The sequence below is a fragment of the Streptomyces siamensis genome (assembly GCF_039543605.1).
GTDB lineage: Bacteria > Actinomycetota > Actinomycetes > Streptomycetales > Streptomycetaceae > Streptomyces > Streptomyces siamensis.
Window position 1 is genome coordinate 1 of sequence record NZ_BAABKB010000038.1, and the last position, 13,264, is coordinate 13,264.

The window sequence follows — 13,264 nt, forward strand, 5'->3', positions numbered from 1 at the left end:
AGCCCCGCCGCGACGCCGGACCCTGCGCAGCGGCGGGGCTCGGCGTCGCGGCCGTTCGTGCCCGGGAGGACCGCGGCCGTGGGCGCGCTACTTCCCGGAGCGCTTCCCGTGCCCCGTCATCCGGGCGATCCACGCGATGAAGTCGCCCGGGTCCGCGTTCGAGCCGTGTCCCTCGTCCCAGTGGGAGAGGTGGTCGACGTCGTCGCCCAGGCCGTCCAGCGCGGCGGCGAGGTCGGCGGAGACGGTCAGCGAGGTGTCCGAGTCCTTGGTGCCCAGGCGGATCCACCAGTGCCCTCATCGATTCCCGGCCGGCTCACAGGGAACCCCCCCGGACATGCCGGAGCGCCCGTCCTTCTCGTGCGAGAAGAGCGGGCGCTCCGGATGTGCCGCGACGGGTGCGGTGGGCCGGGCGGTGCGGCCCGGTGCGGCGGACGGAAGGCGCTCAGCCGGCGTTCCGGATGGCCGAGATGTCGAAGTTCAGCTTGATCTTGTCGGAGACGAGGACGCCGCCGGTCTCCAGCGCCGCGTTCCAGGTGAGGCCCCACTCGGAGCGCAGGAGCTCGGACTTGCCCTCGAAGCCCACGCGCTCGTTGCCGAACGGGTCCTTCGCGGCACCGTTGAACTCCAGGTCGATGGAGATCTCCTTGGTCGTGCCGAGGATCTGCAGGTCGCCCGTGATCCGGTAGTCGTCGCCGCCCAGGGCCTCCGCCTTGGTGGAGCGGAAGGTCATCGTCGGGAACTCGTCCGTCTTGAAGAAGTCGGAGCTCTTCAGGTGGCCGTCACGGTCGGCGGACCCGGTGTCGATGCTGTCCATCTTGATGTCGAGGCTCGCCGTGGACTTGGACGGGTCGCTGCCGTCCAGGTGCAGCGAACCCGTGAAGTCGAGGAACGAGCCCTTCACGTTCGTGACCATCGCGTGGCGCGCCACGAAGCCGATCGACGAGTGCGACGGGTCGATCGTGTACTCGCCGGTCAGCGCGGCGAGGTCGGCGCTGACGGCGGTGGACGCCGGGGCGGCCGAGGTGGTGTCGTCGGTGTTCTTGCGGCCGAAGATGCCCATGACGTGCTCCTTAGGGGGACGGGGTCGCGGATTCGGTCGGAAGCCGCGTGCAATCTGTTGAATCTTCAACGAGGGGAACAAGAAGCACCGTAGACGTATTCCGTTCAAGTTTCAACATCATCCGCGACGTGTCTACGACGTTACGGCGTGTCATGTCCCTCCGCCTTCCGGAGGAGGGTGATCCGGCCACCTGGCGCGGGTGCTCCGACGGGCCTGGCGAGGGTGCTCGCGGCCGGCCCGGCGAGGGTGCTCGCGGCCGACCCGTGGCAGGGACTCCGGTGCCGGAGGCGAGGGCCCGAGGCGGCGTGCTCCGGCCGCCGGAGACGGGGCGATCCGGTGCAGTTCGGTCCTCCCGCACAGACAGGTCCGGACGCCCTCTGGCGAACGCGCGTAGACCTCGGGCACCATCTCCCTGCACCTGCACCGCCTGCACAACCGCCCCACAGGAAGCACGGTCGTCCGCAGGAAGGTTCCCCATGAAGCTCCGCTCCGTCCTGACCGCCCTCGCCCTCGTCGTCGCCCCGGGCGTGGCCGTCATCGGCACCTCCACCGACGCCTTCGCCGTCACCAAGATCAGCCACGCCACGGCGACGTCGATGTTCCGCTCGTCCGGCATCACCTGGTCCTCGTCGGGTGGCTGCTCCGACCGGAACAACCCCACATGTACGTCCTTCGAGCAGCTCAACCTCGCCACCGCGCAGGGCGCCCAGACACTCAAGGGGGCCAGCGGCTGCGCGCTCAACATCACCGGTGGCACCGAGACCGGCCACGCGAGCGGCACGTACTCGCACTGGAACGGCTACAAGCTCGACTACGGCAAGAACACCTGCGTCACCGCGTACATCAAGAACAACTTCACCTACATCGGGCTGCGCGGCGACGGCGCCCCGCAGTACAAGTCCGGCTCCGGCAACATCTACGCCGAAGAGGGCAACCACTGGGACGTCCTCTACTACAACTGCGGCGGCTGCTAGGCATGACGGCCAGCCGCCGTACGTTCCTGCTGGCGGCCGCCCTCCTGGCGGCCGCCGCACCCCCGGCGGGCGCCGCCCCGGCGGACGACGAGTACGCGCTGCTCCGCCGGCGCTGGCTGGGCATCGCGCTCGGCACCGGCTACGACCCCACGGCCGAGCCCTACGCCTCCCGGCTGCGCCGCACCGGCGAACTCGCCCGCGGCTTCGCGGAGTCCATGGTCCCGACGGCCGTGTCCCTCTGGCCGGACCACCCCTTCGACCCGCCCGCCGGCATCACCGCGAGCTACTCCAGGCTGTGGACGATGACCCAGGCCTACCTCCAGGAGGGCACGGGGTCGGCCGGCGACGAGAACCTCCTCGCGGAGGTGATCCGCGGCCTCGACCACCTCTCCGCGACGGTCTACAACCCGTCCACCACCCGGTACGGCAACTGGTGGGAGTGGCAGATAGGCAGCCCCCGGCTGCTCATGGACATCGTCGCCGCCCTCGACGAGGACCTCACCGACTCACACCGGGCGGCCGCCTGCGCGGCCGTGGACCACTTCGTCCCGGACGAGATGCTCCGCGACTACTCCGGCACCTCCACCGGCGCCAACCGTGTCGACCTGTGCCGGTCCGTGGCGCTGCGCGGCGTCCTTGGCCGGGCCCCCGACAAGATCGCACTGGCCCGGGACGCGCTCTCACCCGTCTTCCCGTACGTGACGTCCGGGGACGGGCTGTACGAGGACGGCTCCTTCGTGCAGCACGTCCAGGTCGCGTACTCGGGAACCTACGGCCAGGTCCTGCTCGACGGACTCGGCCGGCTCTTCGCGCTGCTCGTCGGATCGAGGTGGGAGGTGACGGACCCGAACCGGCAGATCGTCCTGGACTCCGTCGAGCACGCCTTCGCGCCCCTCATCCACGACGGACTGGTGATGGACACCGTCAACGGGCGGGCCATCAGCCGGGGTTACCTGAAGAGCGACGACCAGCACGTCCTGCGCAGCGACCACTTCCACGGGCAGGCGCTGATCGCCGCGATCGCGCTGCTCGCCCAGGGCGCGAGCCCCGCCGAGCGACAGCGCTGGCACGGTCTGATCAAGGGGTGGATCGCCCGGGACCCGGTGAGCCCGATCCTCACGGCACCCCAGTTCGGGGTCGCCGACCTCGCGCGGTTGCACGCCGTCGCCGGCTCGGCCGCCCCGCCCGCGCCCGAACCCGTCGGCCCCCGTCTGTTCCCCGCGATGGACCGTGCCGTGCACCGCGGACCCGGCTTCACCGCCGCAGTCTCGATGGCCTCCGAACGGATCGCGCACTACGAGTGCGGGAACGGCGAGAACCCGCGCGGCTGGCACACCGGAGCCGGCATGACGCTGTGGTGGGCCGAAGGGCACGCGGACCAGTACACGGACTGGTTCTGGCCCACGGTCGACTGGTACCGGCTGCCCGGAACGACCGTGTCCACCAAGCGGCTCGCCGACCGCGAGGGCGGCGAGTGGGGTGCGCCCCGACCCGCGGCGCGCTGGGTGGGCGGGGCGACGGACGGTACCTGCGCGGCCCTCGGACAGCATCTGAAGGGACTCGGCTCCACCCTGGAGGCCCGCAAGTCGTGGTTCTGCGCCGTCGACTGCATCGTCTGCCTCGGCGCCGGCATCACGGCCGCCGACGGGGTGCCCGTGGAGACGGTGGTGGACAACCGCAGCCTGGGGGAGGGCGGCACCGAGACGCTCACCGTCCGGCGCGGCTGGGCCCACCTCGAAGGCCACGGCGGGTGGGTCTTCCCCGGCCCGGCCGGTACGACGGCCCTGCGCACCCTGCGCGAGGACCGCACCGGCGCCTGGTCGGACATCAACACCACCAGCACCGCCGAGCGGCGTACCCGGCGCTGGCAGACGCTCTGGCTGGATCACGGCACGGACCCGGTGGGAGCCGGCTACGCCTACGTCCTGATGCCGGGTGCCTCGCGCGCCGCCGTTGCCGCCCGGGCCGCCGATCGTGACTGGCTGCGCGTCCTCGCCAACGACACCCGCCGACAGGCGGTCCACGTGCCCTCCCTGGGGCTCACGGCGGCGAACTTCTGGCAGGCGGGCAGCGCGGGCCCGCTGAGCGTCACGGCAGGCGCCTGCGTCCTGGTCCGCCGCCGTGGACACACCGCTACGCTCTCTGTCAGCGAACCACCCCGTACGGGGGAGCCGCTGGAGGTCGTCTGGGACCGGCCGGTGCGCGCGGTCCTCAGGGTCGATCCGTCGGTCGAGGTGCTCGCCACAGGCCGCCGACTGAGGGTCCGTGTCACTCCGTCGATGGCATGCGCCACACAGGAATGTGAGGTGGCTCTCAGCTGACGGCTTTGTGTGACCTCTACAAGCCGGAGGCCCTCTGAGCAGTCAGATCGCCTGCATGGGGTCGCGGTTCTGTTCAGGGCTACCAGTAAAACGGGCCGGAGACTGTACGGAGTCGACGGCTCGCTTTCCTTGCCGGGCTTCGTAAGGTCACTACATGACCGTTTTGGACGAGGCCGGCCCGACAGACTCCACGAGCGCCACAGGCGAACCCACGGACGCGCGCGGGCGCGTGGCCGAACTGCACGCGATCCGTGCGGAGGCGCTGCGGGGTCCCAGCGAGAAGGCGACCGAGGCGCAGCACGCCAAGGGCAAGCTGACCGCCCGGGAGCGCATCGAGCTGCTGCTGGACGCGGGCTCGTTCCAGGAGGTCGAGCAGCTGCGCCGGCACCGGGCGAGCGGCTTCGGCCTGGAGGCCAAGAAGCCGTACACGGACGGTGTCATCACCGGCTGGGGCACGGTGGAGGGTCGCACGGTCTTCGTCTACGCCCATGACTTCCGCATCTTCGGCGGCGCGCTGGGCGAGGCCCACGCCACGAAGATCCACAAGATCATGGACATGGCCATCGCGGCCGGTGCGCCGCTGGTCTCCCTGAACGACGGCGCGGGCGCCCGGATCCAGGAGGGCGTCTCCGCCCTCGCCGGCTACGGCGGCATCTTCCAGCGCAACACCAAGGCCTCGGGTGTCATCCCGCAGATCTCGGTCATGCTCGGCCCGTGCGCGGGCGGCGCGGCCTACAGCCCCGCCCTCACGGACTTCGTGTTCATGGTCCGCGAGACGTCGCAGATGTTCATCACGGGCCCGGACGTGGTCAAGGCGGTGACGGGCGAGGAGATCACCCAGAACGGCCTGGGCGGCGCCGACGTGCACGCCGAGACGAGCGGTGTCTGCCACTTCGCCTACGACGACGAGGAGACGTGCATCGCCGAGGTGCGCTACCTCCTCTCGCTCCTCCCGCAGAACAACCGGGAGAACCCGCCGCGGGTGTCCTGCGAGGACCCGGCGGACCGCCGCTCGGACGTCCTGCTCGACCTGGTCCCCGCCGACGGCAACCGCCCGTACGACATGGCGAAGGTCATCGAGGAACTCGTCGACGACGGCGACTACCTGGAGGTCCACGAGCGCTGGGCCCGCAACATCATCTGCGCGCTGGCCCGCCTCGACGGCCAGGTCGTCGGCATCATCGCCAACCAGCCGCAGACCCTCGCCGGCGTCCTGGACATCGAGGCATCCGAAAAAGCTGCGCGCTTTGTCCAGATGTGTGACGCTTTCAATATTCCGATCGTCACACTGCTGGACGTACCGGGGTTCCTCCCCGGTGTCGACCAGGAGCACGGCGGGATCATCCGGCACGGCGCGAAGCTGCTGTACGCGTACTGCAACGCGACGGTCCCGAGGATCTCGCTGATCCTGCGCAAGGCGTACGGAGGTGCCTACATCGTCATGGACAGCCAGTCCATCGGGGCCGACCTCACCTTCGCCTGGCCGACGAACGAGATCGCCGTGATGGGTGCGGAAGGTGCCGCGAACGTCATCTTCCGCCGTCAGATCGCCGACGCCGCCGACCCCGAGGCCATGCGCGTCCGCATGGTCAAGGAGTACAAGGCCGAGCTGATGCACCCGTACTACGCGGCGGAGCGGGGCCTGGTCGACGATGTCATCGACCCGGCGGAGACCCGCGAGGTGCTGATCAAGTCGCTCGCGATGCTGCAGACCAAGCACGCGGACCTGCCGTCGCGCAAGCACGGCAACCCCCCGCAGTAACCCAGCGGATCCTCCGCGGTACCCCCGCGGAAACCTCTCTCACGGAGACTGAACCTATGAGCACCCCGGACATTCGCGTCGAGAAGGGCCATGCCGAGCCCGAGGAAGTCGCCGCCATCACGGCCATCCTCCTGGCCCGCGCCGCCGCCCAGCCGGACACCGCCCCGACCCACCGCGGCCGCGCCAAGGCAGGCTGGCGCCGCCTGGAGCGCGAGCCCGGCTTCCGCGCTCCGCACAGCTGGCACTGAGCCCCGGGCCCGCCCGGGCCGACGCAGGGCCCCGCCTCCCCCGGGAGAGCGGGGCCTCGGCGTTCCCGGAGCAGCTCTGCCGAAGAGAGTCCCGGGGAGGCGTACGAAACGGCCCCCGCGCCTCCAACAGGAGGCGCGGGGGCCGTTCTCGGGCGTGTGCGGTGTCCGCGCTAGCGCAGCCGCGCCATCAGCGCGTGCTCCACGAGCGTGATCAGCGCCGACTTGGCGTCCGCGCGGTGGCGGGCGTCCGTCGTGATGATCGGGGTGTCCGGGCCGATCTGGAGCGCCTCACGGACCTCGTCCGGGTTGTACGGCTGGTTGCCGTCGAAGCCGTTGAGGGCGATGACGAACGGCAGACCGCTGTTCTCGAAGTAGTCGACCGCGGGGAAGCAGTCGGCGAGACGGCGGGTGTCGACCAGGACGATCGCGCCGATGGCGCCGCGGACCAGGTCGTCCCACATGAACCAGAAGCGGTCCTGGCCGGGGGTGCCGAACAGGTAGAGGATCAGGTCCTGGTCCAGGGTGATGCGGCCGAAGTCCATGGCGACGGTGGTCGTCGTCTTGTCTCCGGTGTGCGTGAGGTCGTCGATGCCCGCGGAAGCGGACGTCATGACGGCCTCGGTGCGCAGCGGGTTGATCTCCGAGACGGCGCCGACGAACGTGGTCTTGCCCACGCCGAAGCCGCCCGCCACCACGATCTTCGCGGACGTGGTGGAGCGGGAAGGCCCTCCGCTAGAGCTTGCGAAGTCCACTGAGCACCCTTTCGAGCAAAGTCACGTCTGGCTGGCCACCGGCGTTTTCGTCGCCGCCGGGCTGATGGATGGCGACCAGTCCCGCCTCCGCCAAGTCGGCGACGAGGATCCTGGCCACGCCGAGGGGGATCGTCAGGAGGGCCGAGACCTCGGCCACCGACTTGATCTCTCGGCAGAGATTGCAGATCCGCTGATGCTCGGGCAACTGGCCCTGCATCTGGTGCGGCTGCGCGGTGGTGTGCACCAGCGCCTCGATGGCGAGCTGGTAGCGGGGCCTGGTGCGGCCGCCCGTCATGGCGTACGGGCGCACCAGCGGATTGTTCGACGCGCCGGCCGGCGACGGCTCGGGCGAGCGCCGCTGCGGCTGCACGGGCTGGATGCGCGGCGCCGGCGGCTGGTCGTACGGCGACGGACCAGGACCCTGGGGGCCCTGGGGCGCGTACGGCTGTCGCCGGTGGCTGGGCGCGGAGGGGAAGTTGTACCGGTTCGGGTTCTGCGAACCGTCACCCTGGCCGCCTTGCCCCTGACCGGGGCCGTACGACCAGTTACCCGAAGACGAACCGCCTGGGGGTGTTGCCACTTTCTCCTCCTCCGACTGTGCCGGGCACCCAACGCTGTGGGACCGCGTCCCGAAACCTTACGGCCCCGGGACGCCAAAACGCACCGTCTGTCTGCTAGTTGAGAAGGCTCCCCTGGAGCTCTGCTCGGAGATCCGGGGTCAGGACCGTGCCTGCACGGTCCACCAGAAGGGCCATCTCGTACCCAATGAGGCCGATGTCCGCCTCCGGGTGTGCAAGGACCGCGAGCGAGGAACCATCAGAAACGGACATGATGAAGAGGAATCCCCGCTCCATCTCCACAACTGTCTGGTTCACATGGCCGCCCTCGAAGATGCGGGAGGCTCCCGCGGTCAACGAGGTCAGACCGGACGCGACGGCCGCCAGCTGGTCGGCGCGGTCACGGGGAAAGCCTTCGGACATCGCCAGAAGGAGTCCGTCGGCGGAGACCACCACCGTGTGGGACACCCCGGGGGTGTTGTCCACGAAGTTGGTGATCAACCAGTTCAGGTTCTGTGCCGCCTGGCTCATCGGGCTCACACTAACGCTCCTGGTTGTAGGTGCTGTCAGGACCGAAGCCCTGGCCGTTCGTGTCACTGTTTGCATTGCGTCCCCGCTCCACGCCACGGCGCAGGTTGCTCAGCCTGCCCCGGACGTCCTCGGGTGCGCGGGAGACCTGGGGGCCGCCCTGTGGGGTCGATTCCGCGGTTCCCTCGACCAGGTTGGCCTTGGGCACCCGCCGCGGCAGGCCGGAGGAGGTGACCCCGCCCGCCTTGGGCTTGCGGAGCTGTGCCGCCTGCTGCCAGCGGTCGTCGTTGGACGAGCGCCACTCGCCGTTGCCGTCCGAGGTCGGAGCGTTGGGCGCAGGCGCCGCCTGCTCCCGCTGCTCCGCGGGGCGCTGGCCGTTGCCGTTGGCACCCGAAGAGGCGCCACGGCGCGGCAGCCCGGCGTCGGTCAGCTGGTGGCCGCCCGAGGGGGCCGGTCCCGGACGGGTGAAGCCTACGCGGTCCTGCTCACTCACGTCAGCGGCCTGCGAGGATTCCGTTTCCGGAGCGTAGCCGGATCGGTACCCGCCCGCGTACGCGTCCTGCTGCGGCCAGTCGTCCTGGTAGGACGGCTCCTCGAAAGCGGAGAACGTCTCCGGGGCGGAACCCTGGACTCCAGCACGGGCGTCCTGGCCCGGCTCCGCATACGCGGGCTCGGGGTAGCCACCGTTGGACGGGAAGTACGTCTCGTCATACGCCGCCTGCTGCGGGTCCTCGTACGCCGTCTGCTGGTCGTACCGGGCCTGCTGCTCGTCGTACGCGCCCTGACCGTCGTCGTAGGACGGAGCGCCGTTGTCGAACGCGGAACGCTCCGCGAAGTCCGCCTGGTAGCCCTGCGGCGCCTCGATGGCCTCGTGTCCCTGAGCCTGTGCCTCCAGGGCGGCGCGGCGCTCCTCGCGCATCAGCGAGCGGCCCACGGGGTCCAGGTCGCGGATGTCGTCCGGGACCTCGTAGCGGCTGTCGTCGAAGCCGAGTTCGGCGGCCGTGCGCAGCGGCTGCTGGCTGCCGAAGTCCTCACCCTGGAACGACTGCTGCTCGGGGATGATCTGGGACACGGTGAACTCGTCGCGCATCGGCTGCTGCTCGCCACCACCACCATGGGTGATCGCGTCGGGGAGCATGACCAGCGAGGTGGTGCCGGCCTGCTCGCCCGAGGGGCGCAGCTGGACGCGGATGCCGTGCCGGTCGGACAGCCGGCCGACCACGAACAGGCCCATGCGCTGCGAGATCGCGGCGTCCACGGTCGGCGGGTTGGCCAGCTTGTGGTTGATGTCCGCGAAGTCCTCGGCGGTGAGGCCGATTCCCTTGTCGTGGATCTCGACCATGATCCGGCCGTCCGGCAGACGGGTCGCGGTGACGCGGACCTTGGTCTGCGGCGAGGAGAACGTGGTGGCGTTCTCCAGGAGCTCGGCGAGCAGGTGCACGAGGTCGGTCACGGCGCGGCCGTGGATCTCGGCCTCCGGGACGCCGGAGAGCTCGATGCGCTCGTACTGCTCCACCTCGGAGGAGGCGGCGCGCAGCACGTCGACCAGCGGGACCGGCTGGTCCCAGCGGCGGCCGGGCTCCTCGCCCGCGAGGACCAGGAGGTTCTCGCCGTTGCGGCGCATACGGGTCGCGAGGTGGTCCAGGCGGAAGAGGTTCTCCAGCTGGTCCGGGTCGGCCTCGTTGTTCTCCAGGTCGGTGATCAGGGTCAGCTGGCCCTCGATCAGCGACTGGTTGCGGCGCGACAGGTTGGTGAAGATCGCGTTGATGTTGCCCCGCAGGAGGGCCTGCTCGGCGGCGAGCCGGACGGCCTCGCGGTGGACCTGGTCGAAGGCGCGGGCGACTTCGCCGATCTCGTCCGTCGTGGTGATCGGGATGGGCTGGACCCGGGTGTCGACGCGGCCCGGGTCGGTGCGCGAGAGCTGGTCGACCAGCATCGGCAGGCGCTGCTCGGCGACACCGAAGGCCGCGTTGCGCAGCTGGCGCATCGAGCGGCTCATCTGGCGCGCCACCATGCCGGCCAGGATGAACGCGGCGAGCAGGGCGACCACGACGACGGCACCGGTGATGATGGCGTCGGTCTTGGCGCTCGCGGAGATGTCCGCGGCCTCGGCCACGGCCTTGTCGGCGAGGTCCGACTCGATCTGGCGGTAGGCGTCGTACTTGGCCGTGTTCACGACCCACCAGTTCTGCGCGGTGACACCCTGGGCGGCCACACGGTCGAGCTCGGTCTGCGACGGGGACTTCAGGCCCGCCAGCAGGGCGACCATGTCAGTGGGCTTCGACGGCGGCGGGGTGTAGGTCTGGCCCTTGGCGGCGGCGGCCGCGCCGGCCTCCTTCGCCTTGGCCGTGAGGTCGGTCTTGATCTGGGCCTGGGCCGCGTCGAGCTTGTCGGAGTCGGCCTGGGTGCCACCACCGAGGTACTCCTCGACGGCGATGCCTTCGAGGTAGGCGTAGGAGGAGAGGGCGACGCGCTGGGAGGCGAGGCTGCCCTTGCCCGGACCGGGCTTGACCAGCATGTGCATACCGATGGACCGCTCCAGCGACAGCGCGGCCTTGGACAGCGAGATCGCGTAGACCGTACGGCCGTAGCTGGTGATGTTTCCGGTGCCCAGACCGAGCTCGTTGGCGAACTCCATCAGCGGGTGCTGGATCTGGAGGTAGCCCTCTTCGGTCTTCACCCCCTCGGTCCTGGAGGAGTAGGCGATCTTGCGCAGGGAGTCCAGACCGGGCTCGACCTTGCGGAAGACCTGGAGACGGCGCTCGAGACCCGCCGTCTTCGGCATGTTCTGGGCGGCCTCGTCGAAGACGTCGGCGGCCTCGTCGGTGGCCCTACGGGCCTTGACGACCGTCGGGTCGTTCTGGCCGGCACCGCCCAGCAGGGGCTGGGCGGTGATGTCGCGCTCCTCGAACAGCTTGTCGCCGTAGTTCAGCGCGGCCTGCACCAGACGGGCCGTCTTCTCGGCGTCCTGGGCCTCCTGCCAGGTGTTGATCGAGCTCTTCACCTGGAAGCCGCCCATGACGAGGCCGACCACCACGGGTATGAGCAGGATCGCGTTCAGCCTGGTGGGCACACGCCAGTTGCGCGGGGAGAGACGGCCGCCGCTCGGAGCGGGCGCCGCCGTGGGCTCCTGAACGGGCACTTGTGCGGGCGCCGCTCCGCGCGGCGGCGGGGTGAAGTTGCCCCGTGCCGACGGCTCGGGACCGTTCTTGCTTCGCCTCACTCGACCAACAACCTCTCGGCGTCGGCACCTACGTTGTGCCGCGGTATGTCCAGCGCCCTTGACTACTGGGCAGTTCAGCGCATTCCAGCACGTCAGGCGGCGCCCTTCCAAACACTCGGAATCGACGATTCCGAGTGGCGTAGGCCCCAGATAAAACGGTCATAAAGAGCGAGCCCCGCCAAATGGCGGGGCTTTTGTGAGCGCAGCGGTACCGGGCGACCGCGATGCGTGTCTGCGTCTGTGAAATTCTCTGTCGAAACGTTATGAACACTGTGGCCGACCGTGTCAAACGACACAGCCGGCTCCAATGTGTCTACGACAACTTCCGTACAGAGCCTCGCACTTGGGTGCTATCGCAGGCGAGCCATGAGGGCGTGCTCGACCAGCGTGATCAGCGCGCTCTTCGCATCCGCACGGTGCCGGGCGTCCGTCGTGATGATCGGGGCGTCCGGTCCGATCTGGAGCGCCTCGCGCACCTCTTCGGGGTTGTACGGCTGGTGTCCGTCGAAGCCGTTGAGGGCGATGACGAACGGCAGACCGCTGTTCTCGAAGTAGTCGACCGCGGGGAAGCAGTCGGCGAGACGGCGGGTGTCCACCAGGACCACCGCACCGATGGCGCCGCGGACCAGGTCGTCCCACATGAACCAGAAGCGGTCCTGGCCCGGCGTACCGAAGAGGTACAGGATCAGGTCCTGGTCCAGGGTGATGCGGCCGAAGTCCATGGCCACCGTGGTGGTGGTCTTGTCCCCGGTGTGGGTCAGGTCGTCGATGCCCGCGGAAGCGGACGTCATGACGGCCTCCGTGCGCAGCGGGTTGATCTCCGAGACGGCACCCACGAACGTGGTCTTGCCGACGCCGAAGCCACCCGCCACCACGATCTTCGCGGAGGTGGTCGCCCGGCCTCCGTCAGAGCTTGCGAAGTCCACTGAGCACCCTTTCGAGCAAAGTCACGTCCGGCGCGCCGCCGTTGTTCTCGTCGCCGCCCGGCTGGTGAATGGCGACGAGTCCGGCCTCCGCGAGGTCCGCGACGAGGATCCTGGCCACACCGAGCGGCATGGACAGGAGGGCCGACACCTCGGCCACCGACTTCACCTCACGGCAGAGGTGGCAGATCCGCTGATGCTCGGGGAGCAGACCCATCAGCTGTGCCGGGTCGGCCGTGGTGCTGATCAGCGCCTCGATGGCGAGTTGGTACCGCGGCCGGGTCCGGCCGCCGGTCATCGCGTACGGACGTACCAGCGGCTGGTCGCCCTCATCCTCGTACGGCTGCGCGTACGGATCATGAGAGGCGGTGGGCGGGGTCATGAATCCTCCGGGCTGGACAGCAAGTCGGTCAGTCGTGCCGTCTGTTGGGGCCGGTGGGGGGATTGTGTCGGCCGGACGGTGATTTCGTGCTGTGGGTAGAACCCAGGGCCGTCAGTGGAGCAGACTTCCCTGTAGCTCGGCGCGCAGGTCCGGCGTGAGCACTGCGCCCGCGCGGTCGACGAGCAGCGCCATCTCGTAGCCGACGAGACCGATGTCGCACTCCGGGTGGGAGAGGACCGCCAGGGACGATCCGTCCGAGATGGACATCAGGAAAAGAAAACCGCGTTCCATCTCCACGACCGTCTGCGCCACGGTGCCGCCCTCGAAGATCCGGGAGGCCCCGGCCGTCAGCGAGGTGAGACCGGACGCGACGGCCGCGAGCTGGTCCGCGCGATCGCGGGGAAAACCTTCGGACAGCGCCAGAAGGAGTCCGTCGGCGGACACGACGACGGTGTGGGACACCCCGGGGGTGTTGTCCACGAAGTTGGTGATCAACCAGTTGAGGTTCTGTGCCGCCTGGCTCATCGGGCTCAA

The 13,264-nt window shown here is 69.7% G+C and carries 12 protein-coding genes; 4 read left to right on the top strand and 8 right to left on the bottom strand.

The window, feature by feature from the left end; all coding sequences use genetic code 11:
* Positions 1–442 precede the first annotated feature (442 nt).
* On the bottom strand, positions 443–1,060 hold the full coding sequence (locus ABEB03_RS36705) for a YceI family protein (protein WP_345657255.1): 618 nt from the start codon (positions 1,058–1,060) through the stop codon (positions 443–445).
* A 476-nt stretch (positions 1,061–1,536) separates the two neighbouring features.
* On the opposite strand from ABEB03_RS36705, the gene ABEB03_RS36710 reads away from it, so the two are divergent.
* The 4 genes from ABEB03_RS36710 (at position 1,537) to ABEB03_RS36725 (ending at position 6,365) form a co-directional block, all read left to right on the top strand.
* On the top strand, positions 1,537–2,034 hold the full coding sequence (locus ABEB03_RS36710; protein ID WP_345657256.1) for a hypothetical protein: 498 nt from the start codon (positions 1,537–1,539) through the stop codon (positions 2,032–2,034).
* 2 nt (positions 2,035–2,036) lie between these two features.
* On the top strand, positions 2,037–4,355 hold the full coding sequence (locus tag ABEB03_RS36715) for a polysaccharide lyase 8 family protein (protein ID WP_345657257.1): 2,319 nt from the start codon (positions 2,037–2,039) through the stop codon (positions 4,353–4,355).
* Between the two features lie 154 nt (positions 4,356–4,509).
* Positions 4,510–6,117 (top strand): acyl-CoA carboxylase subunit beta, encoded by a 1,608-nt coding sequence (locus ABEB03_RS36720; protein ID WP_345657258.1) that lies wholly within the window; start codon positions 4,510–4,512, stop codon positions 6,115–6,117.
* Between the two features lie 56 nt (positions 6,118–6,173).
* Positions 6,174–6,365: an acyl-CoA carboxylase subunit epsilon gene (locus tag ABEB03_RS36725; protein ID WP_028802392.1), complete on the top strand. Its 192-nt coding sequence runs from the start codon at positions 6,174–6,176 to the stop codon at positions 6,363–6,365.
* Between the two features lie 170 nt (positions 6,366–6,535).
* On the opposite strand, the gene ABEB03_RS36730 is transcribed toward ABEB03_RS36725, so the two are convergent.
* The 7 genes from ABEB03_RS36730 to ABEB03_RS36760 form a co-directional block, all read right to left on the bottom strand.
* Positions 6,536–7,117, bottom strand: coding sequence for a GTP-binding protein (locus tag ABEB03_RS36730; RefSeq protein ID WP_026248371.1), 582 nt, complete (start codon positions 7,115–7,117; stop codon positions 6,536–6,538).
* Complete coding sequence (locus ABEB03_RS36735; RefSeq protein WP_345657259.1) at positions 7,098–7,697, bottom strand: DUF742 domain-containing protein; 600 nt, start codon at positions 7,695–7,697, stop codon at positions 7,098–7,100. Before ABEB03_RS36735 ends, ABEB03_RS36730 begins: the two co-directional genes overlap by 20 nt.
* Before the next feature lie 94 nt (positions 7,698–7,791).
* Positions 7,792–8,205 (bottom strand): roadblock/LC7 domain-containing protein, encoded by a 414-nt coding sequence (locus ABEB03_RS36740; RefSeq protein WP_054219305.1) that lies wholly within the window; start codon positions 8,203–8,205, stop codon positions 7,792–7,794.
* A 10-nt stretch (positions 8,206–8,215) separates the two neighbouring features.
* Complete coding sequence (locus tag ABEB03_RS36745; protein ID WP_345657260.1) at positions 8,216–11,425, bottom strand: sensor histidine kinase; 3,210 nt, start codon at positions 11,423–11,425, stop codon at positions 8,216–8,218.
* 350 nt (positions 11,426–11,775) lie between these two features.
* Entirely contained in the window at positions 11,776–12,351 is a 576-nt protein-coding gene (locus ABEB03_RS36750) for a GTP-binding protein (RefSeq protein WP_028802395.1), read from the bottom strand.
* Positions 12,332–12,730 carry a DUF742 domain-containing protein gene (locus ABEB03_RS36755; protein WP_095936861.1) on the bottom strand — a complete coding sequence of 133 codons (399 nt, stop codon included), beginning with the start codon at positions 12,728–12,730 and terminating at the stop codon, positions 12,332–12,334. Before ABEB03_RS36755 ends, ABEB03_RS36750 begins: the two co-directional genes overlap by 20 nt.
* 111 nt (positions 12,731–12,841) lie before the next feature.
* On the bottom strand, positions 12,842–13,255 hold the full coding sequence (locus ABEB03_RS36760; RefSeq protein WP_037764993.1) for a roadblock/LC7 domain-containing protein: 414 nt from the start codon (positions 13,253–13,255) through the stop codon (positions 12,842–12,844).
* Positions 13,256–13,264: the final 9 nt, after the last annotated feature.